The 25,596-nt window shown below is 70.4% G+C and carries 22 protein-coding genes and 1 riboswitch; of the genes, 13 read left to right on the plus strand and 9 right to left on the minus strand.

The window, feature by feature from the left end:
* Window positions 1–52: 52 nt before the first annotated feature.
* The 9 genes from AC2SGK_RS08235 to AC2SGK_RS08275 all read left to right on the plus strand — a co-directional run bounded on the left by AC2SGK_RS08235 (window position 53) and on the right by AC2SGK_RS08275 (window position 10,580).
* Window positions 53–505 (plus strand): RrF2 family transcriptional regulator, encoded by a 453-nt coding sequence (locus AC2SGK_RS08235; protein ID WP_488323102.1) that lies wholly within the window; start codon window positions 53–55, stop codon window positions 503–505.
* Window positions 506–643: 138 nt separating this feature from the next.
* Entirely contained in the window at window positions 644–2,098 is a 1,455-nt protein-coding gene (locus AC2SGK_RS08240) for an aminotransferase class V-fold PLP-dependent enzyme (RefSeq protein ID WP_488323103.1), read from the plus strand.
* A complete protein-coding gene (locus tag AC2SGK_RS08245; RefSeq protein WP_488323104.1) occupies window positions 2,095–2,553 on the plus strand; it encodes an Lrp/AsnC family transcriptional regulator in 459 nt (152 codons plus the stop codon). The genes AC2SGK_RS08240 and AC2SGK_RS08245 overlap by 4 nt, the downstream gene beginning before the upstream one ends.
* A gap of 204 nt (window positions 2,554–2,757) precedes the next feature.
* The gene (gene kdpF, locus AC2SGK_RS08250) at window positions 2,758–2,844 is read left to right on the plus strand and encodes a K(+)-transporting ATPase subunit F (protein WP_411839469.1); all 87 of its coding nucleotides are present in this window, start codon (window positions 2,758–2,760) and stop codon (window positions 2,842–2,844) included.
* Between the two features lie 13 nt (window positions 2,845–2,857).
* The gene (kdpA, locus tag AC2SGK_RS08255; protein ID WP_488323105.1) at window positions 2,858–4,561 is read left to right on the plus strand and encodes a potassium-transporting ATPase subunit KdpA; all 1,704 of its coding nucleotides are present in this window, start codon (window positions 2,858–2,860) and stop codon (window positions 4,559–4,561) included.
* Between the two features lie 13 nt (window positions 4,562–4,574).
* The gene (gene kdpB / locus AC2SGK_RS08260) at window positions 4,575–6,614 is read left to right on the plus strand and encodes a potassium-transporting ATPase subunit KdpB (RefSeq protein WP_488323106.1); all 2,040 of its coding nucleotides are present in this window, start codon (window positions 4,575–4,577) and stop codon (window positions 6,612–6,614) included.
* A 10-nt stretch (window positions 6,615–6,624) separates the two neighbouring features.
* On the plus strand, window positions 6,625–7,215 hold the full coding sequence (gene kdpC / locus AC2SGK_RS08265; RefSeq protein ID WP_488323107.1) for a potassium-transporting ATPase subunit KdpC: 591 nt from the start codon (window positions 6,625–6,627) through the stop codon (window positions 7,213–7,215).
* Window positions 7,216–7,218: 3 nt separating this feature from the next.
* Window positions 7,219–9,894, plus strand: a complete 2,676-nt coding sequence (locus AC2SGK_RS08270; protein ID WP_488323108.1) for an ATP-binding protein — start codon at window positions 7,219–7,221, stop codon at window positions 9,892–9,894.
* Window positions 9,891–10,580, plus strand: coding sequence for a response regulator (locus AC2SGK_RS08275; protein ID WP_488323109.1), 690 nt, complete (start codon window positions 9,891–9,893; stop codon window positions 10,578–10,580). Before AC2SGK_RS08270 ends, AC2SGK_RS08275 begins: the two co-directional genes overlap by 4 nt.
* 4 nt (window positions 10,581–10,584) lie before the next feature.
* Here AC2SGK_RS08275 and radC read toward each other — a convergent pair whose 3' ends face one another.
* A complete protein-coding gene (radC, locus tag AC2SGK_RS08280; RefSeq protein WP_488323210.1) occupies window positions 10,585–11,325 on the minus strand; it encodes a RadC family protein in 741 nt (246 codons plus the stop codon).
* Window positions 11,326–11,784: 459 nt separating this feature from the next.
* Here radC and nrdH point away from each other — a divergent pair, with 459 nt between their 5' ends.
* The 4 genes from nrdH to nrdF all read left to right on the plus strand — a co-directional run bounded on the left by nrdH (window position 11,785) and on the right by nrdF (window position 15,589).
* The gene (nrdH, locus tag AC2SGK_RS08285; RefSeq protein WP_488323110.1) at window positions 11,785–12,006 is read left to right on the plus strand and encodes a glutaredoxin-like protein NrdH; all 222 of its coding nucleotides are present in this window, start codon (window positions 11,785–11,787) and stop codon (window positions 12,004–12,006) included.
* Window positions 12,007–12,025: 19 nt separating this feature from the next.
* Window positions 12,026–12,439 (plus strand): class Ib ribonucleoside-diphosphate reductase assembly flavoprotein NrdI, encoded by a 414-nt coding sequence (gene nrdI, locus AC2SGK_RS08290; protein ID WP_488323111.1) that lies wholly within the window; start codon window positions 12,026–12,028, stop codon window positions 12,437–12,439.
* Window positions 12,424–14,547 (plus strand): class 1b ribonucleoside-diphosphate reductase subunit alpha, encoded by a 2,124-nt coding sequence (gene nrdE / locus AC2SGK_RS08295; RefSeq protein WP_488323112.1) that lies wholly within the window; start codon window positions 12,424–12,426, stop codon window positions 14,545–14,547. Before nrdI ends, nrdE begins: the two co-directional genes overlap by 16 nt.
* Window positions 14,548–14,620: 73 nt before the next feature.
* Window positions 14,621–15,589, plus strand: a complete 969-nt coding sequence (nrdF, locus tag AC2SGK_RS08300; protein WP_411839111.1) for a class 1b ribonucleoside-diphosphate reductase subunit beta — start codon at window positions 14,621–14,623, stop codon at window positions 15,587–15,589.
* Here the strand turns inward: nrdF and AC2SGK_RS08305 are convergent.
* From AC2SGK_RS08305 to AC2SGK_RS08340, 8 genes are all read right to left on the minus strand, one after another.
* The gene (locus tag AC2SGK_RS08305) at window positions 15,586–16,335 is read right to left on the minus strand and encodes an ABC transporter ATP-binding protein (protein ID WP_488323113.1); all 750 of its coding nucleotides are present in this window, start codon (window positions 16,333–16,335) and stop codon (window positions 15,586–15,588) included. The two genes, nrdF and AC2SGK_RS08305, sit on opposite strands and share 4 nt — an antisense overlap.
* On the minus strand, window positions 16,332–17,315 hold the full coding sequence (locus AC2SGK_RS08310; RefSeq protein ID WP_488323114.1) for a FecCD family ABC transporter permease: 984 nt from the start codon (window positions 17,313–17,315) through the stop codon (window positions 16,332–16,334). Before AC2SGK_RS08310 ends, AC2SGK_RS08305 begins: the two co-directional genes overlap by 4 nt.
* The gene (locus AC2SGK_RS08315; protein WP_488323115.1) at window positions 17,312–18,115 is read right to left on the minus strand and encodes an ABC transporter substrate-binding protein; all 804 of its coding nucleotides are present in this window, start codon (window positions 18,113–18,115) and stop codon (window positions 17,312–17,314) included. Before AC2SGK_RS08315 ends, AC2SGK_RS08310 begins: the two co-directional genes overlap by 4 nt.
* Window positions 18,112–19,992 carry a TonB-dependent receptor plug domain-containing protein gene (locus tag AC2SGK_RS08320; RefSeq protein WP_488323116.1) on the minus strand — a complete coding sequence of 627 codons (1,881 nt, stop codon included), beginning with the start codon at window positions 19,990–19,992 and terminating at the stop codon, window positions 18,112–18,114. The genes AC2SGK_RS08315 and AC2SGK_RS08320 overlap by 4 nt, the downstream gene beginning before the upstream one ends.
* A gap of 127 nt (window positions 19,993–20,119) precedes the next feature.
* A riboswitch (cobalamin riboswitch) is annotated at window positions 20,120–20,318 on the minus strand.
* Between the two features lie 37 nt (window positions 20,319–20,355).
* Entirely contained in the window at window positions 20,356–21,225 is an 870-nt protein-coding gene (locus AC2SGK_RS08325) for a lysophospholipid acyltransferase family protein (protein WP_488323117.1), read from the minus strand.
* Window positions 21,201–22,145: a DMT family transporter gene (locus AC2SGK_RS08330; RefSeq protein ID WP_488323118.1), complete on the minus strand. Its 945-nt coding sequence runs from the start codon at window positions 22,143–22,145 to the stop codon at window positions 21,201–21,203. The genes AC2SGK_RS08325 and AC2SGK_RS08330 overlap by 25 nt, the downstream gene beginning before the upstream one ends.
* Before the next feature lie 34 nt (window positions 22,146–22,179).
* Window positions 22,180–24,198, minus strand: a complete 2,019-nt coding sequence (gene tkt, locus AC2SGK_RS08335) for a transketolase (protein ID WP_488323119.1) — start codon at window positions 24,196–24,198, stop codon at window positions 22,180–22,182.
* A 73-nt stretch (window positions 24,199–24,271) separates the two neighbouring features.
* Window positions 24,272–25,594 carry an HlyC/CorC family transporter gene (locus tag AC2SGK_RS08340; protein WP_488323120.1) on the minus strand — a complete coding sequence of 441 codons (1,323 nt, stop codon included), beginning with the start codon at window positions 25,592–25,594 and terminating at the stop codon, window positions 24,272–24,274.
* Window positions 25,595–25,596 lie beyond the last annotated feature (2 nt).

Below are 25,596 nucleotides of genomic sequence, written 5' to 3' on the forward strand. Positions count from 1 at the left end.
CGGCCCGGTTCGGCCTTATATCCGGGCGACACCAACGCGTCGGGGGCCGGGCATGATCACGCAGAAGATGAAATACGCGCTGAAGGCCCTGCTGGTTCTGGGCGACGAGGCCCGCCGCGACCGCGCCGAGGCGCTGACCATCGAGGCCATCGCCCGCCGCTCGGGCACGCCCAAGCGGTTCTTGGAGCAGATCCTGCTGGAGATCCGCAATGCCGGCATCGTCGCCTCGATCCGGGGGCGGTCAGGGGGATACACGCTGATCAAGCGGCCCGAGGACATCTCGATCTCGGAGCTGCTGCGGCTGATCGACGGGCCGATCGCGCCCTTGCCCTGCCTGTCGCGCCGCGCCTATCAGCGCTGCGAGGACTGCACCGACGAGGCCAGCTGCCGCCTGCGCCGCGTCTTCTCCGAGGTATTCTGGTCCTATCTGATCCTGATCGAATCGCTGAGCCTGGCCGACATGCTGGGATCGGAGGCCGTGGCCGCACAGGTCACCGGGGACTGAGTTCCGGTTCATATGCGTCAGAATGGGCGCATCAACGCTTCATTTGAACCGATTTCAGGTCGATCACGGCCTGATGGGGCGTTGTTCGACCAGGCAGGCCGGAGGTAGCGTCGGGGCAGCCCAGCACGGATGTTTGCCATGACCACGCCCCTCGACCGCTTTGCCGCCAGCCTCGGCGGCCCCGACCTTCCCGCACGGCTGCGCGCCGGCACCATCGGCGAGGGGGTGGCACTGCCCGGACCCTTCGGCCCCCGCGCGCTGGTCTATGCCGATTACACCGCTTCGGGGCGTGCGCTGGCGCAGGTCGAGGATTTCGTCCGCGACGAGGTGCTGCCCTATTACGCCAACAGCCATACCGAGGCCTCCTATTGCGGCGCCTTCATGACGCGCCTGCGCCGCGAGGCGCGCCAGCGCATCGCCGCGATGCTGGGCGCGGGGCCGGACTGTTCGGTGATTTTCGCGGGGGCGGGGGCCACGGCGGGGGTCAACCGGCTGGTCCATCTTCTGGGCCTGCCGCAGGCTGTCGCCGCCAGCACGCGCCCTGTCGTCCTGCTGGGCCCCTACGAGCATCATTCGAACATCCTGCCCTGGCGCGAGAGCGGCGCCGAGATCATCACCCTGCCCGAGGCCCCGGAGGGCGGCCCCTGCCGCATTGCCCTGGCCGAGGCGCTGAAGCGGACCCGTGACCGGTCCCTGCGCGTCGCGGCCCTGTCGGCGGTGTCGAACGTGACGGGCATCCTGACCGACACGGTGGCCGTGGGGCGGATGCTGCGGGCGGCGGGCGTGGTCACGGTCTGGGACTATGCCGCGGGGGCGCCCTATGTGCCCATCGACATGGCCTCGGGCACCGATCACGCCAAGGACGCGGTCGTGCTGTCTCCGCACAAGTTCCTGGGCGGGCCGGGCGCGTCGGGCATCCTGGTCCTGCGCCAGGACGCGGTGCGCGCCACCAGGCCGGGCCAGCCGGGCGGCGGCACGGTGCGCTTCGTCTCCGGTCGTGGCCACGACTATGCGACCGACCTGACCGCGCGCGAGGAATCGGGGACGCCCAATGTCATCGGCGACATCCGCGCGGCGCTGGCGCTGATGGTCAAGGCGGCGGTGGGCCAGGACTGGCTGGATGCGCGGCACGCGGATCTGGCGGCGCGGGCGCGGGCGCGCTGGTCGGCGGTGCCCCGGCTGGAGCTGCTGGGCCACCCGACGGCGCCGCGCCTGCCGATCTTCTCGATCCGCTTGGGCGACGGGCAGGGCGGGCATGTGCATCATCAGCTGGCGACGCGGCTTCTGTCGGACCTGCACGGCATCCAGGCGCGGGGCGGATGCGCCTGCGCGGGACCCTATGCCCACGCCCTGCTGGGGATCGACGCGGCACGGTCGGACGCGCTGCGCGAGGCGATCCTTTCCGGAGAGGAGACCGCCAAGCCCGGCTGGCTGCGCCTGAACCTGTCGGCCTATCTGACCCCGGAGAAGGAGCGCCTGATCCTGGAGGCCGTCTCCGCCCTGCCGCAGGATGCCGACCGCCACGCCCACCGCTATCGCGGCGATGCCCGCACGGCGCGCTTTCACCCCCTGCCGGAGCAGGCTGTCGCATGAGCGCGCCGGACCACCTGGACCGCGCCATCCTTCAGGCGCTGCAGCAGGACGGCGCCCTGTCGCAGCGCGACCTGGCCGAACGGGTGGGCCTGTCGCAGACCGCCTGCGCGCGCCGCCTGCACGCGCTGCGCGAGGCGGGCGTGCTGACCGGCACGCGCGCGGTGATCGATGCGGGCCGGGCGGGGCTGACGCTGACGGTCTTCGTGATGATCCGCACCCGCCACCACTCCCGCGACTGGCTGGCCGAGTTCCGCCGCATGGTCCTGGCCATCCCCGAGGTCATCGACTTCTACCGGATCGCGGGCGATTACGACTACATGCTGAAGGTCGTGGCGGCGGACATGAACGATTACGACCGCGTCTATCAGCGCCTGATCGAGCGGATGGAGCTGGACACGGTGACATCGGTCATCACCATGGAGGCCATCGCCGACCAGCGCCCCCTGCCGGTCTGAGACGGCCCGTCCTTACGCGATCCTTACGGCGCGCCCGCGCATCGCGCATGGAACCCTGACGGGGGCAGGGACCAGATTGGGGCCATATCTGAACCGCAAGGGAATCGCCCCATGACCGACATCGTCTATCTCGCGCTTGGCGCGGGCAGCTTTCTGATCTTCCTGGCCGCCGCGCGCGCGCTGGCCCGGATCTGAGGCGCCCCGATGTTCGACCTTGTCCTGGGCCTGGCCGTGGCGGCGGGCCTTCTCGGCTATCTGGTGGTGGCGCTGATGCGCCCCGACCGCTTCTGACGGGCTCATCCGCATGTCCTCCGAATATCTCGTCTATGCGGCCTACGCGGCCGTCACCACGGCGCTGGCCTGGCTGCTGGCCGTGCATCTCCATCGCGTCTATGCCGATCAGCGCCCCTGGCTGGGCGCCGTCGCCCGGCCGGTCGAACGGCTGATCCTGGGCGCGGCCGGTCCCGCCGCACGTCATCCGCAGGGCTGGCTGGCCTATGCGGGCGCGGTGCTGACCTTCAACCTGGCGGGCTTCGTCGCGCTCTATGCGGTGCTGCGCCTGCAGGGCGTCCTGCCGCTGAACCCCGAAGGCATCGCGGCCATGTCGCCCGACCTGGCCTTCAACACCGCGATCAGCTTCGTCACCAACACCAACTGGCAGGCCTATTCCGGCGAGGTGCAGCTCAGCTACCTGTCGCAGATGGTCGGGCTGACGGTGCAGAACTTCGTCTCGGCCGCGACCGGCATGGCGGTCGCCGTGGCCGTGATCCGCGGCTTCGTCGCAAAGGGCGACGGCCGGCTCGGCAACTTCTGGACCGACATGGTCCGCTCGGTCCTCTATGTCCTGCTGCCGCTGTCGGTCGTGGCGGCGGTGGTGCTGATCTGGCAGGGCGTGCCGCAATCGCTCTCGGCCTATGTCCGCGCCACCACGCTGGAGGGCGCAAGCCAGGTCATCGCCCAGGGTCCCGCCGCGGCGCAGATCGCCATCAAGCAGCTGGGAACGAACGGCGGCGGCTTTTTCGGCGTGAACTCGGCCCATCCGCTGGAAAACCCGACCATCCTGTCGAACATGATCCAGACGGTCTATCTGCTGCTGATCCCGGTCGCCTTCTGCTTCCTCTTCGGGCGCATGGTCGGCGACCGGCGGCAGGGCTGGGCGATCTTCGCGGCGATGGGCGTGCTGTTCGTAGCGGGCCTTGTGGCGATGAACCTGCCCGAGCAGGCGGGCAGCCCCGCCCTGGCGCAGGCCACCGGCAACACCGGCCCGAACATGGAGGGCAAGGAGGTCCGTTTCGGCGCCACCCTGTCGGTGCTCTGGGCCGAGGCCACGACCGCCGCGTCGAACGGCTCGGTCAACGCGATGCATGACAGCTTCATGCCGCTGTCGGGTCTGGTGATGATGCTGAACATGCAGGTCGGCGAGGTGATCTTCGGCGGCGTCGGCTCGGGCCTCTACGGGATGCTCCTCTATGTCGTGCTGGCGGTGTTCCTGGCCGGCCTGATGGTCGGGCGCACGCCGGAATACCTGGGCAAGAAGATCGAGGGGCGCGAGGTCACCCTGTCGGTCCTGGCCTTCCTGTCGATGCCCCTGGGCATCCTGGTCTTCAGCGCGCTGTCGACGGTGATCCCCGCGGGCCTCGCCTCGCTGCAGGAGACCGGGCCGCACGGGCTGTCGGAACTCCTCTATGCCTACAGCTCGGCCACCGGCAACAACGGCTCGGCCTTCGGCGGCTTCGGCGCGGCGGCGCCGTTCCACACCACGCTGCAGGGCATCGCCATGGCGCTTGGTCGCTACGCGATCATCGTGCCGATGCTGGCCGTCGCCGGCTCGCTGGCGATGAAGTCGCCGGTGCCGGCCACGGCGGGGACCTTCCCGACGCATGGTCCGCTGTTCGTCCTGCTGCTGGTCATCACCGTGCTGGTCCTGGGCGCGCTGACCTTCTTCCCGGCCCTGGTCCTGGGCCCCATCGCCGAGCATGTGTCCATGCTGGGCGGGCAAACCTTCTGAAGGCACATTCGCAATGTCGAAACATTCGCTTCCCGTTCCCTCGATGGGCGCGCTGGCCCCCGCCGCCGCCCGGCAGGCGGTGGCCAAGCTGGCGCCGCGGCTGCTGCTGAAGAACCCGGTTATCTTCGCCACCGCCGTGGTGGCGCTGATGGTCAGCGTGCTGGGCCTGCGCGACCTGGTGCTGGGCGTGCCCGGCGCGGGCGTCGCGGTGCCGATCGCGGTCTGGCTGTGGGCCGCGGTGCTGATCGCGAACTTCGCCGAGGCCCTGGCCGAGGGCCGCGGCCGCGCCCGCGCCGACAGCCTGCGCGCCACCAAGTCCGAGACCATGGTGCAGGTCCTCTCCGGCCCCGATGCCGCGCCCGAGACGGCGACCACGGTGCCCTCCGCCAGCCTCAAGCAGGGCCAGATCGTGCTGGTCCGCGCGGGCGACATCATCCCGGCCGATGCCGAGGTGGTGCGCGGCGTGGCATCGGTCGATGAAAGCGCCATCACCGGCGAGAGCGCCCCGGTGATCCGCGAATCCGGCGGCGATTTCAGCTCGGTCACCGGCGGCACGCGCATCGTGTCGGACTGGCTGGTGCTGCGCGTCACCGCCGAACCCGGCCGCAGCTTTCTCGACCGCATGATCGCGCTGGTCGAGGGGGCCGAACGCGGCAAGACCCCGAACGAGATCGCGCTGAACATCCTTCTGGCCGGCCTGACGCTGATCTTCCTCTTCGTGGTGGTCACGCTGGAGCCCTTCGCGCGCTATTCGGGCATCTCGATCCCGGTGGTGTTCCTGGCCGCGCTGTTCGTGACGCTGATCCCCACGACCATCGGCGGGCTTCTGTCGGCCATCGGCATCGCGGGCATGGACCGTCTGGCCCGCGCCAACGTGGTCGCGAAATCGGGCCGCGCGGTCGAGGCCGCAGGCGACGTGGACGTGCTGCTGTTGGACAAGACCGGCACGATCACCTTCGGCAACCGCATGGCCGACGCGCTGATCCCGGCGCAGGGCGTCTCGCCCGCCGATCTGGCCCGCGCCGCCCTGGCCGCCAGCCGCGCCGACGACACGCCCGAGGGCAAGTCCCTGGTCGAGCTGGCCCGCCGCCAGCCCGGCGCCGACGCGCCGATGGCCGACACGGCCGAGGCCATCGCGTTCTCGGCCCAGACCCGTCTGTCGGGCGCCGACCTGACCGACGGCACCCAGCTGCGCAAGGGGTCGGTCGACGCGATCCTGCGCCATACCGGCACGGCGATGGACGGCGCGCTGGCCGCGTCGGTGGACCAGATCGCCCGGTCGGGCGGCACGCCGCTGCTGGTGTCGCAAGGCACCCGCATCATGGGCGCGGTGCATCTGAAGGACATCATCAAGCCCGGCGTGCGCGAGCGTTTCGCGGAACTGCGCGCCATGGGCATCCGCACGGTGATGATCACCGGCGACAACCCCCTGACCGCCGCCGCCATCGCGGCCGAGGCGGGCGTGGACGACTTCCTGGCCGAGGCCACGCCTGAGAACAAGCTGGAGCTGATCCGCGCCGAGCAGGCCAAGGGCCAGCTGGTCGCCATGTGCGGCGACGGCTCGAACGACGCGCCGGCGCTGGCCCAGGCCGATGTGGGCGTGGCGATGAACTCGGGCACCTCGGCCGCCAAGGAGGCCGCGAACCTGATCGACCTGGACAGCGACCCGACCAAGCTGATCGAGGTCGTCCTGGTGGGCAAGCAGCTGCTGATCAGCCGTGGCGCGCTGACCACCTTCAGCATCGCCAACGACGTGGCGAAATACTTTGCCATCCTGCCCGCGCTGTTCATCGCCGCCTATCCCGGCCTGGCCGTGCTGAACGTGATGGGCCTGGAAAGCGCACAGAGCGCGATCCTGTCGGCGGTGATCTTCAACGCGCTGGTGATCCTGGCGCTGATCCCGCTGGCGCTGCGGGGGGTGAAATACGCGCCCTCCAGCGCGGCGGCCCTGCTGCGTCGCAACCTGACGATCTATGGCCTGGGCGGCCTGATCGTTCCCTTCCTGGGCATCAAGGTCATCGACATGGCCGTGACCGCCCTGGGCCTGGCCTGAGGAGACAGCCATGATCGACCATATCCGACCCGCCCTGGCGACGCTTGGGGTGATGACCGTGCTGACGGGGCTGGCCTATCCGCTGGCCCTGACCGGGCTGGGCCAGGCGCTGATGCCGAAACAGGCCAATGCCAGCCTGATCGTCCGCGACGGGCAGGTCATCGGCTCGGCGCTGGTGGGGCAGGCCTTCGCCGCGCCGGGATACCTGCAGCCGCGCCCCTCGGCGGTGGACTACGATGCGGCGGCGGCGGGGGCCTCGAACCTCGGGCCGAACAGCGCGGCGCTGATCGCCGATCAGACCGCGCGGGCGGCGGACTATGTCGCCTCGACCGGCGCGGCCCGCGTGCCGGTGGATGCCGTCACCGCCTCGGGCAGCGGTCTGGACCCGCATGTCTCGCCCCAGAACGCGCGGGCCCAGGCCGCGCGCATCGCCGCCGCGCGGGGCGTGCCCGAGGCCCGGGTCGCGGCCCTGATCGAGACCCAGGTCGAGCCGCGCTGGCTGGGCCTCTTCGGAGAGCCGCGCGTGAACGTGCTGGCCGTCAATCTGGCCCTTGACGCGGCCTTTCCGCAGGCCCCCACTGGGACCCAAAGCGAAGGCTGATCCATGACCGAACTGCGTCCCGAACCCGATGCCCTTCTGGCCCAAGCCGAACGCGAGGGGCGCGGGCGGCTGAAGATCTTTCTGGGCGCGGCGCCGGGGGTCGGCAAGACCTATGCCATGCTGGAGGCCGCGCGGCGACGCGCGGCCGAAGGCGTGGACGTGGTCGCCGCCGTCGTCGAGACCCATGGCCGCGCCGAGACCGAGGCCCTGCTGGCGGGCCTGGAGCTGCTGCCCAAGCGGGCGCATTTCTACCGCGAGCGCATCCTGCACGAGATGGACCTGGACGCGCTCTTGGAGCGCCGCCCGCAGCTGGCCCTGATCGACGAGCTGGCCCATTCCAACATCCCCGGATCGCGCCACGACAAGCGCTGGCAGGACGTGGAGGAGGTCCTGGCGGCGGGCATCGACGTGCTGACCACGCTGAACGTCCAGCACTTGGAGACGCTGAACGACCGGGTCGCGCGGATTTCGGGCGTGCGCGTGCGCGAGACGGTGCCCGACGCCGTCCTGGACCGCGCCGACGAGGTCGAGCTGATCGACTTGCCCACCGAGGAGCTGATCGAGCGGCTGCGCGCGGGCAAGGTCTATGTCCAGGACCAGATCGCGCGGGCGGTGCAGAACTTCTTCTCGCGCGGCAACCTGACGGCGCTGCGCGAGCTGGCCATGCGCGCGGCCGCCGACCGCGTGGACGCGCAGCTGCAGGAGCACATGCGCGCCAACGCCATCGGCGGGCCGTGGCCCGCGCAGGAGCGCGTGCTGGTCGCGCTGACCGCCAGCCCGGTGGCGCGCACGCTGGTGCGCACGGCCAAGCGGATGGCGGACCGGGCGCGGGTCGAATGGGTCGCGGTGACGGTGACCTCGGCCCATGCCGACCGCCTGCCCGAGGCCGATACCGAGGCGCTGGCCCAGGCCCTGCGCCTGGCCGAGCGCCTTGGCGCCGAGGTGGCGACGCTGACCGCCGCCGGCCCCGTCGCCGACGAGATCCTGGACTATGCCCGCCGCCGCAACGTCAGCCGCATCCTGCTGGGCCGCGCGCGTCCGCGCCCCTGGTGGCGCCGCATCGGGCGCGAGAACGTCGCCCGCGCCGTGACCGAGGCCGGGCGCGACTTCGAGGTCACGATGGTCTCGGACCCGCGCAAGGGGCGCACGCCGCCCGCGGTGCGCACCTGGTCGGTGGACCGCGACCCGCGGGCCTATGCCAAGGCCACGCTGACCGTCGCCGGTGCCAGCCTGCTGGCCCTGGCGGCAGACCGGATCTTTCCGATCCCGTCGTTGTCGCTGATCTTCATGACCGGGGTGATCCTGGTCGCGGTCCGCCAGGGGCTGTGGCCATCGCTCTACGCGTCCTGCATCAGCTTTCTGACCTACAACTTCTTCTTCACCCATCCGCGCAACACGCTGTTCGTGATCCATCAGGACCAGATCATGACGCTGCTGCTGTTCCTGATCGCCTCCGGGCTGACCGGGAACCTAGCGGCGCGGCTGCGCGACCGGGCGCTGGCGCAGCGCGACATCGCGATGCGCACCAACCTGCTCTATGATTTCGCGCGCCAGGTCGCGGGGGCCGGATCGGCGGTCGAGGTGCTGCATGCGGCCGCGACCCATGTGGCGGCGGCCTCGGGTGGGCGGACGGTGCTGATGCGCCCCGACGCGACGGGCCGGCTGGCCGTCGAGGCGGCCGAGCCGCCGGGCGAGACGCTGGAGCTGCGCGACGCCTCGGCCGCGGACTATGCCTGGACGCGGGGCGAGGAGGCGGGGCGCGGCTCGGGCACGCTGCCCGCCAGCCGCTGGCTGTTCCTGCCGGTGGGGTCGCCGGACCGGCGCGTGGCCGTGCTGGGCGTCGCGCTGCCCGACGGGCGCGCGCCCGGCCCCATGGACCGCCGCCTGCTGGAGGCGATGTCCGACCAGACCGGCGTCGCGCTGGAGCGCATCGCCCTGCAGGGCGACCTGGAACGCGCGCTGGTCTCCTCCGAGGCCGAGCGGCTGCGCGCGGCGCTGCTGTCCTCGGTCAGCCACGACCTGCGCACGCCGCTGGTCTCGATCATCGGGGCGGCCTCGTCGCTGGCCGATCCGGGGCTGAGCCTGCCCGCCGTCGCGCGGACCGAACTGGCCGAGACGATCCGCGACGAGGGCGAGCGGCTGGACCGCTACATCCAGAACCTGCTGGACATGACCCGGCTTGGCCACGGCGCGCTGGTGCCCAAGCGCATCGCCGCCGATCTGCGCGAGATCGCGGGCAGCGCGCGCCACCGCCTGCGCGGCGCGCTGCGCGGCCATGCGGTCGAGGTCGCGGTGCCCGCCGGACTGCCGCCGGTCCTGGCCGATCCGCTGCTGATCGAGCAGGTGGTGATGAACCTTCTGGACAATGCCGCCAAATACGCCCCCGAGGCCAGCCGCATCCAGGTGGGCGCGCGCGTGCAGGGGCCGGACGCCCTGCTGTGGGTGGCCGACGAGGGGCCGGGCATCCCCGAGGAGGCGCGGGCGCGCGTCTTCGACATGTTCTATCGCGTCGATCAGGGCGACGGGCAGCGCGCGGGCACGGGGCTGGGCCTTGCCATCGCGCGCGGCATCGTCGAGGCTCACGGCGGGCGCATCACCGCCCAGCCCGCCCGGCCCGACGGGCGCGGCACCCGCATCACCCTGACCCTGCCGCTGGCCAATCCCGAGGCGCCGCTGTGAGCCTGTCCGCGCGTATCCTGATCATCGACGACGAGGCGCCGATCCGGCGCTTCCTGCGCGTCGCGCTGGAGGCGGAGGGCCATCACGTCACCGAGGCCGCCACCGGCCGCGCGGGCATCGAGGCCTGCGCCCTGACCACGCCCGAGGCGGTGATCCTGGACCTGGGCCTGCCCGACATGGACGGGCGTGAGGTGCTGCTGCGGCTGCGCGACTGGACGCAGGTGCCGGTCTTGGTGCTGTCGGTGCGCGCAAGCGAGGCGGACAAGGTGGCGCTTCTGGACGCGGGCGCGCAGGATTACGTCACCAAGCCCTTCGGCATCGGAGAGCTTCTGGCGCGCCTGCGCGGGCTTCTGCGCGACCGCGGCGCGTCCGAGCCGCGCGGCGCGGCGCTGACCATCGCCGATCTGGTGATCGACGCGGCCGGGCGGACGGTGACCAAGGACGGCGCGTCGATCCACCTGACCCGCAAGGAGTTCGACCTGCTGTGGCTCCTGGCCTCCAACGCCGGGCGGCTGGTGACGCAGGCCATGGCGCTCAGCCATGTCTGGGGGCCCGCGCATCTGGAGGACAGCCAGTATCTGCGCGTCTTCATCCGCCAGCTGCGCGCCAAGATCGGCGACGACGCGGGCAATCCGCGTTACATCTTCACCGAGGCCGGGGTCGGCTACCGCTTCGCCACGTCCTGACGCGCTAGAGCAGTCCTTCGGCGCGGAACGAGGTCTCCTCCTCCTTGCCGATGATGACATGGTCATGCACCGTCACGTCGATCGCCGCGCAGGCCGACAGCACGCGCGCGGTCATGGCGATGTCCTCGGAGCTGGGGGTCGGGTCGCCCGAGGGGTGGTTGTGGACCAGGATCACGGCGCTGGCGTTCAGCTCCAGCGCGCGCTTGGCGACCTCGCGCGGATAGACGGGGACATGGCCGACCGTGCCCTGGCCCAGGGCCTCGTCGGCGATCATCACGTTCTTGCGGTCCAGGAACAGGACGCGGAACTGCTCGGTCTCGCGGTGCGCCATGCAGGTGCGGCAATAGGCGATCAGCGCGTCCCAGGAGGACAGCACCTCGCGCTGCATCACGCGGGCCTGCGCCATGCGCTGCGCAAAGGCATCGATCACGCGCAGCTGCAGATAGACCCATCGGTCGGCACCCTCGACCTGGAGGATGCGGTGCTCGGAGGCGGCGATCACGCCGTTCAGGTCGCCGAACTCGGCCAGCAGCCGCTTGGCCAGCGGCTTGACGTCGATCTTGGGGATGGCGTTGAACAGCAGCAGTTCCAGCAGCTCGTATTCCGGCATGGGCGCGTGGCCGCCCTCCAGAAAGCGGGTGCGCAGCCGTTCGCGGTGTCCCCAATAATGCGGCCGGGCGTGCCCGGACGAATCACGCAGCAGCCCGCCCCCGGCCGCGACCTCGGGCCGCAGCCGGTCGGTCATGCGGAAGGGCCGCACATAGGCGGGGCTGGTCTCGACGTCGGGGGGCGCGCTGCGAGCCTCCAGCTCGGCCAGACCCTTCAGCGCCTCCTCGGAAAAGCCCGTCGGTGCGACCTCCCGGGCCGGGGACCATGTGTCCAGCCGCTGCTTGCCATTCCGGCCGTCATCGGTCATGTCTGCCGCCCCGCTCCTGCCCATCACGTCACTGTCCTTCGGCGATTCCGCCCGCATGACGTGCATTTTGGGGCAATAAGGTAAACGAGTGGTTAAGGATCTGATTCCTTCCGACGCAGATACCGAGAGCAAAATGTCAACATCTTGACATTTTGAGGGGCAACATCTCTATATCCTGTATCCGAATTCGATACAGGCCCGTCAGCCAGACCGCCATGCGGGCCGCCCAACCAGCTATCGCCGCAGCCGCCCAAGGCCGCCCGGCCCCCAACACACGGACCCATGCGCATGACCATCACCGTCTATTCCAAACCCGCCTGCGTGCAGTGCACCGCCACGACCCGCGCCCTGGACGCGCGGGGGCTGGACTATGACGTGATCGACCTGACCCAGGACGACGAGGCCATGGCCCGCGTCACCGCCCTGGGCTATCGCCAGGCGCCGGTCGTCGTGGCGGGCGAGGATCACTGGGCGGGCTTCCGTCCCGACATGATCGGCCGCCTGTCCTGACCCTGCGGAGCGCGGCACGGTGGAGCGGCTGGTCTATTTCTCCTCGGGGTCGGGCAACACGGCCCGCTTCGTCGAGCGGCTGGCCCTGCCCGCGCTGCGCATCCCGATCCGGACGGGCCAGGAGGTGCCGCGCCCCGCGCGCCCCTTCGTGCTGATCTGTCCGACCTATTCCGACGGCGAGGGCCGGGGCGCGGTCCCCAAGCAGGTGATCGCGTTCCTGAACGACCCCGACCGACGCGCTCTGATCCGCGGCGTGATCGGCGCGGGCAACCGCAATTTCGGCCCGACCTATGCCCTGGCCGCCCGCATCATCGCGCAGAAATGCGCCATTCCCCTCCTGGCCCGGTTCGAACTGGCCGGAACCGACACCGACATCGCCCGCATCCGCGACGGGCTGGACCAATTCTGGAGAGAGCCATGCTTGACGCCGTGAAGCCCGACCTCGACTATCATGCGCTGAACGCGATGCTGAACCTCTATGACGCGGAGGGCAGGATCCGCTTCGACGCGGACCGCATGGCCGCGCGTCAGTATTTCCTGACCCATGTGAACCAGAACACCGTCTTCTTCCACAGCCTGGACGAGAAGCTGGATTACCTGGTGGACGAGGGCTATTACGAGGGCGAGGTCCTGGCGCAGTATCCGCGGGACTTTCTGCACGCGATCTGGGCCGCGGCCTTCAAGGCCAAGTTCCGCTTCCCGACCTTCCTGGGCGCGTTCAAGTACTACACCAGCTACACCCTCAAGACCCGCGACGGCCAGCGCTATCTGGAGCGCTACGAGGACCGGGTGGTCATGGTCGCGCTGACGCTGGCGCGCGGCGACCGGGACCAGGCCATGCGCTTCATGGAGGAGATGCTGTCGGGCCGCTTCCAGCCGGCGACGCCCACCTTCCTGAACGCGGGCAAGGCGCAGCGCGGCGAGCTGATCAGCTGTTTCCTGCTGCGCATCGAGGACAACATGGAGTCGATCGGCCGGGCCATCAACTCGTCCCTGCAGCTGTCCAAGCGCGGCGGGGGCGTGGCCCTGATGCTGACCAACATCCGGGAGGCCGGCGCCCCCATCAAGGGGATCGAGAACCAGTCCTCGGGCGTCATCCCGGTGATGAAACTGCTGGAGGACAGCTTCAGCTATGCCAACCAGCTGGGCGCGCGGCAGGGCGCGGGCGCGGTCTATCTGAACGCGCACCATCCCGACATCCTGCGCTTCCTGGACACCAAGCGCGAGAACGCGGACGAGAAGATCCGCATCAAGACGCTGTCCCTGGGCGTCGTGATCCCCGACATCACCTTCGAGCTGGCCAAGCGCAACGAGGACATGTACCTGTTCTCGCCGCATGACGTCGAGAAGGTCTACGGCATGGCCTTCTCCGAGATCTCGGTCTCGGAGAAATACGCCGAGATGGTCGAGGACAAGCGCATCCGCAAGCGCAAGATCAACGCGCGCGCCTTCTTCCAGACCCTGGCCGAGATCCAGTTCGAGAGCGGCTATCCCTACATCATGTTCGAGGACACGGTGAATCGCGCCAACCCCATCGCGGGGCGCATCACCATGTCGAACCTGTGCTCGGAGATCCTGCAGGTGGCCGAGCCTTCGGCTTTCAACGAGGATCTCAGCTATGCGCGGATGGGGACGGACATCTCGTGCAACCTCGGATCGCTGAACATCGCGCAGACCATGGACGGCCCGGATTTCGGCGCCACGGTCGAAACCGCGATCCGCGCCCTGACCGCCGTCAGCGAGATGTCGGCCATCGACGCGGTGCCTTCGGTGCGGCGCGGCAACGACCTGGCCCATGCGGTGGGCCTGGGGCAGATGAACCTGCACGGCTTTCTCGCGCGCGAGCGGGTGCATTACGACAGCCCCGAGGCGGTCGAGTTCACCTCGGTCTATTTCGCGGCCGTGGCCTATCACGCGATCCGCGCGTCGAACGCGCTGGCGCGCGAGCGGGGCGCGACCTTCGACGGGTTCGAGCGGTCGCGCTATGCCGATGGGACCTTCTTCGACAAGTATCTGGACCGCGACTGGCTGCCCGAGCGGGCCGATGTCGCACGCCTGTTCGAGGGGATCGACCTGCCGACCCGCGCCGATTGGGCCGCGCTGAAGGAGGCCGTGATGCGCGACGGCCTCTACAACCGCAACCTGCAGGCGGTGCCGCCGACCGGGTCGATCAGCTACATCAACAACTCGACCAGCTCGATCCATCCGATCGTCTCGAAGATCGAGATCCGCAAGGAAGGCAAGATCGGCCGCGTCTATTACCCGGCGCCGTTCATGTCGAACGACAACCTGGAGTATTACCGCGACGCCTACGAGATCGGGCCTGACGCGATCATCGACGTCTATGCCGCCGCGACCGAGCATGTGGACCAGGGCCTGTCCCTGACGCTGTTCTTCCCGGCCGAGGCCACCACCCGCGACATCAACCGCGCCCAGATCAAGGCGTGGAAGTCGGGGATCAAGACGATCTACTACATCCGGCTGCGCCAGACCGCGCTGGAAGGGACCGAAGTGCAGGGCTGCGTGTCCTGTTCGCTGTGACGGGCGTCGGACCGGGGGTTTCACACCCCCGGAACCCTGTGGGATATTTGCATGAAGAAGAAGGGTTTGGGCGATGCGTGACATGGTGACGGGCGCGGCGCGCGCGATCAACTGGAACCGGCTGGAGGATGAGAAGGACCTGGAGGTCTGGAACCGGCTGACGGCGAATTTCTGGCTGCCCGAGAAGGTGCCGCTGTCCAACGACGTTCCCAGCTGGGCCACGCTGCGTCCGGCCGAGCGTGAGCTGACCATCCGCGTCTTCACCGGGCTGACCATGCTGGACACGATCCAGAGCGGTCTGGGCGCGCCATCGCTGATGGGCGATGCGATCACCCCCCATGAGGAGGCGGTGCTGTCCAACATCGCCTTCATGGAGGCGGTGCATGCGCGGTCCTATTCGTCGATCTTCTCGACCCTGTGTTCGACGGCCGAGGTGGACGACGCCTTCCGCTGGTCCGAGGAGAACCCGCATCTGCAGCAGAAGGCCCGGCTGATCCTGGACGAATACAAGGCGGGGGCCGATCCGCTGCGGCGCAAGATCGCCTCGGTCTTCCTGGAGAGCTTCCTGTTCTATTCCGGGTTCTACCTGCCGATGTACTGGTCCTCACGCGCCAAGCTGACCAACACCGCGGACCTGATCCGGCTGATCATCCGCGACGAGGCGGTGCATGGCTATTACGTCGGCTACAAGTTCCAGCGCGGGCTGGAGCGGGTGTCGGAGGACGAGCGTGCGGCCCTGAAGGAGTTCGCCTTCGCGCTGATGTTCGACCTCTACGAGATCGAGGCGCGCTATGCCGAGGAGCTGTATGACGGGATCGGCCTGACCGAGGACGTGAAGGCCTTCCTGCATTACAACGCCAACAAGGCGCTGCAGAACCTGGGCTATGAGGCGCTGTTCCCCGCCGCCGCCTGCGAGGTGAACCCCGCGATCCTGGCCGCCCTGTCGCCCGACAGCGAGAACCACGACTTCTTCTCGGGCTCCGGCTCGTCCTACGTGATCGGCAAGACGGTCGCCACGCAGGACGAAGACTGGGACTTCTAGGGGCGCGCCGTCAGCGGCTGAAAGACCGGGCCGTCGGGTCCGGTCGCCAGATGCGCGGTGATCCCGAAGACGCCCGCCAGAAGGTCGGGCGTCAGCACCTGAAGCGGCGGGCCGTCCGCGACGATCCGGCCCCCGTCCAGCACCACCAGCCGCGTACAGTGCCGCGCGGCCAGGCCCAGATCGTGCAGCGAGGCGACGACGCCGCGCCCCTCGGCCGCCAGTCGCGCCATCAGCGCCATCACCCGGATCGCCGCCGCAGGGTCGAGCCCCGCCGTGGGTTCGTCCGCGATCAGCAGGGGCGTGTCCTGCGCCAGCGCCCGGGCGATCAGCACGCGCGCCTGCTGGCCACCCGACAGCGTCGTGGCGCAGCGATCCGCCAGATCGCTCAGCGCCAGCGCCGCCAGCGCGGCGTCGATCGCCGCGCGGTCGCGGGGACCGGAGGTGCCGGGATGGGGGATGCGCCCCAGCCCCACCACCGCGCGCACAGTCATGGGCCAGGCGATCTCGCGCGATTGCGGCAGATAGGCCGCGTGGCGCGCGCGCGCGGTGGGGGCCAGCGCCGCCAGCGAGGCATGGCCCTGCGCCGGCAGCAGCCCCATCGCCGCGCGCAGAAGCGTCGTCTTGCCCGCGCCGTTCGGGCCGATCAGGCCCACGACCTCTTCGGCGGCGACCGTCAGGTCGATGTCGCGCAGGACGGGCGCGGCGCCGCGCGAGACCGACAGGCCGCGGATCTGCATCAGGGTCATGGCGCCTCGCGTCGCAGCCGCAGGATCAGCCGCAGGAAGAAGGGCGCGCCGATCAGCGCGGTCAGCACCCCCAGCTTCAGGTCGCGTTCGGGCACGATCACCCGCACCGCGATGTCGGCGGCCAGCACCATCGCCGCGCCGCCCAGGGCCGATGCGGGCAAAAGGCGCGCGGGATCGCCCCCCACCGCCCGGCGCAGCAGGTGCGGCACGACCAGCCCGACGAAGCCCACCGTGCCCGCCACCGCCGTCGCGGCCCCCACCAGCGCCGCCGTGCCCAAGGCCAGCCGCAGCCGCAGCGCGCGCAGGGACAGGCCTAGGCTGGCGGCCGCGTCCTCGCCCAGGCTCAGCGCGCGCAGCGCCGGTCCGGTGCGGGCCAGGATCAGCGCCCCCGCCGCCATCACCGGCAGCGCGATCTGGACGTGCAGCATGGAGCGGTCGGCCAGCGACCCCATCATCCAGAAGATGATCTCGTTCGCCGCGAAGGGGTTGGGCGCCAGGTTCAGGACCAGCGCGGTCGCCGCGCCCGCCAGCGCGGAGATGGCGATGCCCGCCAGGATCACCGCCAGCGCCCCGCCATGCGGCCCGGCCAGCGTCAGGACCAGCGCGACCGACAGCCCGGCCCCCGCCAGCGCTGACAGCGGCAGCGCCAGCGGCACCGCCGCCGCCAGCCCCGTCTGGATGGCCAGCACCGCGCCCATGGCGGCCGTGCCTGACGTGCCGATCAGCCCCGGTTCGGCCAGGGGGTTGCGCAGATAGCCCTGCATCGCGGCCCCGGCCAGCCCCAGGGAGGCACCCACCGCCGCGCCCAGGATCGCGCGGGGCAGGCGCAGCTCCTGCATGACCAGCACCAGAAGCGGATCGCCGCGCCCGGCCAGCACCGCCAGCGCCGTCCCCGGCGCCAGCGGCACCGGCCCGACCAGCAGCGAGGCCAGGAACAGCGCCGCGACGAGGGCCGCCAGGGCGGACCACAGCGCCCTCATGGCCGCGCCGCCGCAAGATCGGCCACGGCGTCGGCCACATGCGGGGTGGCGCAGCTCCAGCGCGCGTCCAGATGGGCTGTGGCGGGGGTGCGGGCGCGCAGGGCGGTCAGGGCGGGATGGCGCAGCACCTCCTCGGCGCGGGCGGGGTCGGGTCCGGCGCGGTCGGTGACCAGCATGTCGGGGCGCGACAGCACCAGCCGCTCCAGCGGGACGAAGCCGCCATCGGGCCGGCCCAGATCGGCGGCGATGTTGGCCAGCCCCGCCGCCGCCAGAATCGCGTCCGAGAGGCTGCCGCGACCGGCGCTGTAACCGTCGGTGGCATAGAGAGCCGCGCGCGGGGGCGGCCCGTCGGGCGGGGGCACCGCGGCCAGCCGCGCGTCGAAGGCCGCGGCCAGATCGCGGGCGCGGTCCGCCCGGCCCAGGAGATCGCCCATGCGCAGCAGGTCGGCACGGATGCCCGCCATGTCGGCGTCGGCGCCGAAGGTCTCGACCCGGAGGCCCAGCCTCTCCAGCATGGCCAGCGTGGTCGGGTCGCTCCAGGCCCCGGCCAGGACCAGATCGGGGCGCAGCCGCAGGATGTCCTCGGCCAGGCCGTGATTGGCGGGCAGGGCGCGCGCTTCATCGGGCATGGCCGAGAGCGTCGGGTCGCGCGCCAGCCAGCTGACCGAGACCAGCTGCCCCGGCGCGGCCATCAGCATGGCCAGCTGATCGGTGCACAGGTTGATCGACACGACCCGTTCGGGCGGCGCGGCCCCCGCCGGCAGCGCCAGCGCCAGGAGCAGGGCCGACGCGCGGATCACCAGCGCGCCTGCAGCCCGATGGTGGCCGTGCGGCCCTGCGCGGGATAGCCCCAGCTCTCGGAGTAATCCGTGTCGAAGAGGTTGCTGATCCGCGCGACCGCGCGGACGTTCGGCGTCACGTCATAGCCCGCGGCCAGGTTTGCCACCGTGAAGGCGGGCAACGTGCCCGCGCTGAAATCGCCGAAGAAGCGCGTGTCCACATTGCCCGAGACATGGCGCAGATCGCCGCTGATCGTGCCGCGCCCGTCTAGGATGGCCAGCGTCGCAGAAAGGCCCGCCTCATGCCGGGGGCGGCGGACCTCGGCCGAGCCGTCGGGGTTCTTCGCGTCCAGATAGGTATAGCTGCCCGACAGGCTCAGCCGGTCGGACGCGTTGATCCGGGCGCTGACCTCGACCCCCTCGCGCGGGCTGTCGCCGGCCTGGTTGGCGTAGGAGAACAGCAGCGATCCGTCCGGGGTGGGCAGGGCGACGATGTCGATTTCGTCCTGGAAGGTCTCGTTGAAATAGGTGACGTCGATGCTGCCGCGCCCGCCGGGCAGCTGCGCCTCGACGCCGATGTCGAAGCCGCGGTTGCGCTCCGGGCGCAGATCCGGATTGCCGCGATAGGCGACGCTGCCAAAGCTCTGATCGGCGTAAAGCTCGAAGAAGGACGGGTTCACCAGCCCGGTCCCCGCCGAGGCATGCAGCCGGAAGGGCCGGTCGGGGATCTGCCAGTCCAGCGCCACGTTCCAGCTGTTGAAATCGTCAAAGACCCGGTTCGCGTCATGGCGCAGCCCGGCCTGAAGGCTGACCCCACCGTCCAGGAAGGCGCGGTATTCCAGCGCGACCGAGCTCATCTCGCGCGACTGGCCGGGGGCGGTGGTGTTCTCGTCGCGCTGATGTTCGGCCAGGAGGTTCAGCAGGTGGCGCGCCTCGGACGCCGCGCCGTCCAGGCCCAGGCTGGCGCGGTATTTCAGCTTGCGGGTCTCGCCGCGCTGCTCGGGGTCGGCGTCCTGTGTCTCCCGCAGGACGCTCTGCTGCCAGTCCAGCCGATGCGTCAGCCGCGCGTCGGCGGCGCCGTATTCGGCCCAGAGCCCGGCCTGCAGCTCGTCGCGGTCGCGGATCATGTCCGAATCGACGATGTAGTCTTCGGGGCGGGCGGCGCCGGAATCGGCATCGTCCTGCTGGATGCGTTCAGCGCTGCGGCGCAGGGTCAGGCCAAGGCGCAGATCCTCGGTCGCGGCCAGATCGCCGGTCACGCTCAGCGTCTTGCGGCGCAGCCCGTCCTTATCGCCGCCGCTGCCCGACAGATCATAGCCCAGATCGTCGCGCGTCGACAGGATCACCTGCATGCCGCCGCGTTCGCCGCGATGCCCGGCGCTGAGGCTGGCTGCGCCGCCATTGCCCGCCTCGATCGTCGCCCCGTAGGAGCGGCCCTGCGGCGCGCGGCGGGTGATGATGTTGACGACGCCGGCCGAGGCGTTCGATCCGTAGAAGACCGATTGCGGGCCGCGCAGCACCTCGATCCGCTCGATGTTGTCGGTGTCCAGGCCCGACAGGAAATACTCGTCCGCGCCGCCGACCGCCTCGACCCCGTCGATCAGGATCAGGGTCTGGTTCGCCTCCGCGCCGCGGATGCGGACCTGCGTCAGGCCCGCGCCCGAGGTGTTGACCGACAGGCCCGGCAGGGCGCGCAGCGCGTCCTGGACGGTGGTGATGCCGCGGTCGCGGATCTCCTGGGCGGTGACGGTGCTGAAGGCGCGGGCATAGGCGTCCGCGGGCAGGGGGGTCAGGCCCGCGGACAGCACGATCTCGTCCAGCAGGATGGGTTCCTGCGCCTTGGCGGGAAGGGCGGGCAGGGCGGCGGCGAATGCCAGCAGGGACAGGGGGCGACGCATCGGTCGGGCCTTTCGAAGGCAGGCGCGGGGGCCTGCGACACGCAGTTCTGCCCGGTCGCATCGCGGCGACGGGGCGGTGAGTGTCACCGCTGCGGAACGGCCGCTTTCCTGGCACGCCCCGCGCCGGAAATGGGTGAGGACCGCGGCAGGTTTCCTGGCTTGCGGGTCGATGCTTGGGCCGGCCTTCCCGGAGCGGGCTCCAGTGGCATGATCGGCCCGCGCTCTCCGCTTACAGTTGCGGGGGCAGCTCCGGCCTGACCCGCGGACGGGCGCACCGGAATTCCCTTTCAATCCGGCAAGCCGGAACCGTGGCGGCGTCCTTTTGACGCATGGGGGGCCGCGCTGTCAAGCGGCAAGGCCCGCTCACTTCCAGCGGCGGTGGACCCAGAACCACTGGTCCATGTGGCGGCGGACCTGCTGTTCCAGATCGTCGTTCAGCGCCTGCATCATCGCGCGGGAGTCGTCATGGGCGACGGGGCTGCCGACATGGACGCGGAAGGACAGCCCGTCCGGTTGCCGGATCCCCGCGACCGGCACCAGCAGCGCGTCATAGCGGCGGGCCAGATCCGCGGGCGTCAGCACCGTCCGCGTGGGCAGGTCGAAGAAGCGCAGCTCGGCCCCCTCGCGGTCGAACTGATCGAACCCCAGGGCCAGCCAGCCGCCGCCCTTGAGGAAGCGCAGCATCGCGGCCAGGCCCGACCGGCCGCGCGGGAACAGCGGCTCCGCGATGGCGGTGATGGCGGGGACGTAATGGCGGTTGAACGCCTCGTTGTTCATCGGGCGATAAAGCGCGCCGACCGGCCAGCCGCGCGCCGACAGCGCCGCGCGCATCGCGTCGTAATTGCCGAAATGCGCGCAGGCCAGGATGACGGGGCGGTGGCTGTCGAAGGCCGCCTCCAGCGCGGCCAGGCCCGGTCCTTCCAGCGGATCGGCGCGGCGGATGCGGTCGGTGAACTCGTCGCCCGAATAGATTTCGGCCAAGGACCGGCCGGCATTGTCGGGCACCGCGCGGACCAGCGCCGCGACCTCGGCCGGGGAGAGGTCGGGGCGCGCCAGGGCGAGGTTGTCGCGGATGCGCCGCCGCCAGCCCGCGACCGGGGCGATCAGATGCGCGAAGACCCAGCCCATCGCCGGGATGCGCCGCTGATAGGGCAGCATCCGGGCCAGCCCCATGATCGCCAGGAAGGCACCATTGGCCAGCCGGTCGGTCAGCGTGGATCGGTCGTCGCGCATGGTGCCTCCCTGGCGGCGCGGGCCTCGCGGGACCAGACATAGAGCCCGGCCGCCACGATAATCGCCGCCCCCGTGATGGTCCAGCCATCCGGCAGCTGGCCGAAGAACAGCCAGCCCCACAGCCCCGCCCAGATCAGTCCGGTGTAGCCGAAGGGGGCCAGGGCGCCGGCCTCGGCCGCGCTGAAGGCCTTGACCAGCAGATACTGGCTGGCGGTGCCGAACAGCGCCAGCGCCGCGAAGGCCCACAGATCGCCCGCGGCGATGGGCTGCCAGAACAGCGGCACCACGAGGGACGAGGCGATGCTGCCCACCACCGCCGACCACAGGACCGAGGTCGCCACCGAATCCGCACGCACGATGCGCGTCAGCAGCGCGCCCGCCGCATAGGTGAAGGCCCCCGCCAGCGGCAGAAGCGCCGCGGGCTGGAACACCCCCATGCCGGGCCGGATGATCAGCAGCGCGCCGACCAGCGCGGCGGCGATGCCCGCCATGCGGCGCGGCCCGACGCGTTCGCCCAGAAACAGCGCGCCGCCAAGCGTGATCAGGACCGGGTTCAGGTCCATGATCGCGGTCGCCTCGGCCAGGCCGATATATTGCAGCGAGGTGAAGAACAGCCCCACCGATCCCAGCTGCATGATCGCGCGCGCAAGCTGCGTCCCCGGCTGGCGCGTGCGCAGCAAAGGCAGCATCGCGCCGCGAAAGATCAGCGCAAAGATCAGCAGGTTGCCCACGAAGCGCGCCCAGACCACCTGCGCCGGGTGATAGGTCTGGGTCAGGTGCTTGGCCGTCGCATCCATCAGCGTGAAGCCCAGGATCGCGGCCAGCAGCAGGGCGATGCCGCGCGCCTGGTCCGAACCGGGACGGCGCAACCCGTCCCGTTCACGGCCCATCAGCGCGAAGCCGCGCGCCAGGACGCGCATCAGCGGGCCGGTCGGGCCAAGGGCGCGGCGGTCGTCACAGAAGCGCTTTCGCGCGTTCCACGACCGCCTCGACCGTGATGCCGAATTCGGCATAGAGCTCGGGCGCGGGGCCCGAGGCGCCGAAGCCCTCCATGCCGACGAAGGCCGAGCGCTCCTCGTTCCCGCGCTCGCCCAAGAGCAGCCAGTCCCAGGGCTGGCGCACGGCGGCCTCAATGGCGATGCGGACGGTGTTGGCGGGCAGGACCTCGGCGCGATAGGCCTTGTCCTGGTCGCGGAACAGCTCCATCGACGGGACCGAGACGACGCGGGTCGGAATGCCCTGGGCCTCCAGCGCGTCGCGGGCGGCGACGGCGATCTCGACCTCCGATCCGGTGGCCATCAGCACGACCTTGGGCGCGGCCGACCCCTCGCGCAGGACATAGGCGCCCTTGGCGGTGCGGTTCTCGGCCACGTCCTCGCGCAGCAGCGGCAGGTTCTGGCGCGACAGGGCCAGGACCGAGGGCGTCGCGTCCTGCGACAGCGCGATCTCCCAGGCCTCGGCGGTCTCGATCTGGTCGCAGGGGCGGAAGGTCAGCGTGTTGGGCGTGGCGCGGCAGATCGCCAGATGCTCGACCGGCTGGTGGGTCGGGCCGTCCTCGCCCAGGCCGATGCTGTCATGGGTCATGACATAGACGACCGGCAGGCCCATCAGCGCCGACAGGCGCATCGCGCCGCGCGCATAGTCGGTGAAGGTCAGGAACGTCCCGCCATAGGGGCGGAAGCCGCCATGCAGCCAGATGCCGTTCATCGCCGCCGCCATGCCGTGTTCGCGGATGCCGTAATGCAGATAGCGGCCCATGCGGTTGCCGGCATCGAAGATGCCCTGGCCGCCGGTCTTGGTGTTGTTCGACCCGGTCAGGTCGGCCGATCCGCCGAAATTCTCGGGCATCTCGGCATTCAGCACCTCGAGGACATTCTCGGAGGCCTTGCGGGTGGCGACCTTGGGCTTGGCCTCCAGCGTCTGGACCTTGAAGGCGTCGATGATCGCATTCAGGCGCGGGTTCGCCTCCGATCCGATGCGGCGCGCGAAATCGTTGCGGGCCGCGTCGTCCAGCCCGTCCACGCGATCGTTCCAGGCGGCGCGGGCCTGGGCGCCGCGCTCGCCGATAGCGTGCCATTCGGCGCGGATGTCGTCGGGGATCACGAAGGGCTCGTGGCTCCAGCCATAGGCGGCGCGGGTCGCGGCGATTTCGTCTTTCCCCAGGGGCGAGCCGTGGGCCTTGCTGCTGTCGGCCTTGTTCGGCGCGCCGAAGCCGATGATCGTCTTGCAGTCGACCAGGGTTGGGCGGCCGTCATCCTGCGCAGCCTCGGTCAGGGCGCGGTCGATGTCGGCGGCGTCATGGCCGTCGCAGGACAGCACGCGCCAGCCCGCGGCGGCGAAACGCGCATGTTGGTCCGTCGCGTCCGACAGGCTGACCCGGCCGTCGATGGTGATGTCGTTGTTGTCCCACAGCACGATCAGCCGGCCCAGCTTCTGGTGCCCGGCCAGGGCGATGGCCTCGTGGCTGATGCCCTCCATCAGGCAGCCGTCGCCGGCGATGACCCAGGTGCGGTGGTCGCACAGATCAGACCCGAACTCGGCCCGCATCGCCTCCTCGGCGATGGCAAAGCCCACGGCGGTGGCGATGCCCTGGCCCAGGGGGCCGGTGGTGGTCTCGACCCCCTCGACATGGCCGTATTCCGGGTGGCCCGCGGTGATCGCGCCCAGCTGGCGGAAGTTACGGACCTGCTCCAGCGTCATCTGCTCATAGCCGGTCAGGTGCAGCAGGCTGTAGATCAGCATCGAGCCGTGGCCGGCCGACAGGATGAAGCGGTCGCGGTCGAACCAGTGCGGCGCGCTGGCGTCGAATTTCAGGTGGTTGCGGAACAGCACGGTCGCCACGTCCGCCATGCCCATCGGCATGCCGGGATGGCCGGAATTGGCGGCCTCGACCGCGTCCATGGACAGCACGCGGATCGCGCTGGCCAGGTTCCAGTGGGCGGGGTCGGCGGTGCGACGGGCGGCGATGTCCATGGGGGATTCCTTGCAGCGCATGGGGTTGGCGCGTTGTTAGGCCCTGGCCGGGGCGGTTGCAAGCCGACGCGCCTCAGGGCAGGGCGGCGGGCGCCAGGGGGCGGATGCGCAGGCGGGTGATGCGGTTCTCGCGCCGCGTCACGACCTCGAAGCGGTATCCCGCAAAGCTGAACACCTGACCCTGTTCCGGGATCGACTGCGCCATGTGGATCACCAGGCCCGCGATGGTGTTGGCCTCGTCATCGGGCAGGTCCCAGTCCAGCTGCCGGTTCAGGTCGCGGATGGTCATGCCGCCCTCGACCAGATAGTCGCCCTGGGGGTTGGGCTTCAGCGTCTGATCCTCTTCGGTGTCATGCTCGTCGGCGATCTCTCCGACGATCTCCTCGATGATGTCCTCCAGGGTGATCAGGCCGCGCAAGGACCCGTATTCGTCCACGACCAGCGCGAAATGCGTCCGCCGCTTCAGGAACTCGCGCATCTGCTCGTCCAGGGCGCTGGTCTCGGGGACGAAATAGGGCGGCATCATCACCGCGGCCAGGTCGAAATGGCGCGCGGCCCCGGCATCGCCCGCCTCGCGCACGGCGCGGTTGACGGCGCGCAGCAGGTCCTTGGCGTGGATCACGCCGATGATGTTCTCGCGCTCGTCGCGATAGACGGGCAGGCGGGTGTGGGGGCTGGCCAGGACCTGCTCCAGGATCTTGGCGGGGGGCAGGTCGCCATCGATCATCTGCACCTCCGAGCGGTGGCGCATGATCTCCTCGACGGTGCGGTTGCCCAGGTCCAGCGCGCCCAGCAGGCGGTCGCGGTCCTCCTTGTTCACGGCGCCCTGGGCATGGCCGATCGAGAGCGCACCCTCGATCTCCTCCTCCAGAGAGAACATGTGCTTGTCGGGGTCGGTCTTCAGCCCGGCCAGCGACAGCATGCCGCCCACGATCAGCCGCACCACGGTCACGACGGGGGCCAGCACCACGGTCAGCAGGCGGATGGGCCGCGCGACCAGGCTTGCGACCTTCTCGGGGGCCGAGATCGCATAGGTCTTGGGCATCACCTCTGAGAAGATCAGCACCAGCACCGTCATGACCAGCGTGGCGATGGCGACGCCGCCGCTGCCCAAGAGGCGGGTGAACAGCGCGGTGGCCAGACTGGCGGCCAGGATGTTGACCACGTTGTTGCCCAATAGGATCGCGCCGATCAGCTTCTCGCTGTCGGCGGTGACGCGGACGGCGGCGGCGGCCCCGCTGTCGCCGCGGTCCGCGCGGGCGCGCAGCTTGGCCTTGCTGGAGGCGGTCAGGGCGGTTTCCGACCCCGAGAAGAAGGCCGACAGCAGCAGGCAGACCAGGATCGCGCCGATGGTCACGAGGGCCGCGAAATCAAGAGCGGAGAGGATGTCGGTCATGT

This window comes from Paracoccus sp. NIOT.M2S5SZ12 (assembly GCF_057748165.1).

Coding starts and splice junctions, on each gene's coding strand:
- AC2SGK_RS08330 (WP_488323118.1), bottom strand. CDS start 22,145: ATGCGCGTCCTGGCGCGCGGCTTCGCGCTGATGGGCCGTGAACGGGAC.
- nrdE (WP_488323112.1), top strand. CDS start 12,424: ATGCTTGACGCCGTGAAGCCCGACCTCGACTATCATGCGCTGAACGCG.
- AC2SGK_RS08340 (WP_488323120.1), bottom strand. CDS start 25,594: ATGACCGACATCCTCTCCGCTCTTGATTTCGCGGCCCTCGTGACCATC.
- AC2SGK_RS08245 (WP_488323104.1), top strand. CDS start 2,095: ATGAGCGCGCCGGACCACCTGGACCGCGCCATCCTTCAGGCGCTGCAG.
- AC2SGK_RS08310 (WP_488323114.1), bottom strand. CDS start 17,315: ATGAGGGCGCTGTGGTCCGCCCTGGCGGCCCTCGTCGCGGCGCTGTTC.
- kdpC (WP_488323107.1), top strand. CDS start 6,625: ATGATCGACCATATCCGACCCGCCCTGGCGACGCTTGGGGTGATGACC.
- radC (WP_488323210.1), bottom strand. CDS start 11,325: ATGACCGACCGGCTGCGGCCCGAGGTCGCGGCCGGGGGCGGGCTGCTG.
- AC2SGK_RS08270 (WP_488323108.1), top strand. CDS start 7,219: ATGACCGAACTGCGTCCCGAACCCGATGCCCTTCTGGCCCAAGCCGAA.
- AC2SGK_RS08320 (WP_488323116.1), bottom strand. CDS start 19,992: ATGCGTCGCCCCCTGTCCCTGCTGGCATTCGCCGCCGCCCTGCCCGCC.
- nrdH (WP_488323110.1), top strand. CDS start 11,785: ATGACCATCACCGTCTATTCCAAACCCGCCTGCGTGCAGTGCACCGCC.
- AC2SGK_RS08325 (WP_488323117.1), bottom strand. CDS start 21,225: ATGCGCGACGACCGATCCACGCTGACCGACCGGCTGGCCAATGGTGCC.
- AC2SGK_RS08305 (WP_488323113.1), bottom strand. CDS start 16,335: ATGACCCTGATGCAGATCCGCGGCCTGTCGGTCTCGCGCGGCGCCGCG.
- tkt (WP_488323119.1), bottom strand. CDS start 24,198: ATGGACATCGCCGCCCGTCGCACCGCCGACCCCGCCCACTGGAACCTG.
- AC2SGK_RS08240 (WP_488323103.1), top strand. CDS start 644: ATGACCACGCCCCTCGACCGCTTTGCCGCCAGCCTCGGCGGCCCCGAC.
- nrdF (WP_411839111.1), top strand. CDS start 14,621: ATGCGTGACATGGTGACGGGCGCGGCGCGCGCGATCAACTGGAACCGG.
- kdpB (WP_488323106.1), top strand. CDS start 4,575: ATGTCGAAACATTCGCTTCCCGTTCCCTCGATGGGCGCGCTGGCCCCC.
- kdpA (WP_488323105.1), top strand. CDS start 2,858: ATGTCCTCCGAATATCTCGTCTATGCGGCCTACGCGGCCGTCACCACG.
- AC2SGK_RS08235 (WP_488323102.1), top strand. CDS start 53: ATGATCACGCAGAAGATGAAATACGCGCTGAAGGCCCTGCTGGTTCTG.
- kdpF (WP_411839469.1), top strand. CDS start 2,758: ATGTTCGACCTTGTCCTGGGCCTGGCCGTGGCGGCGGGCCTTCTCGGC.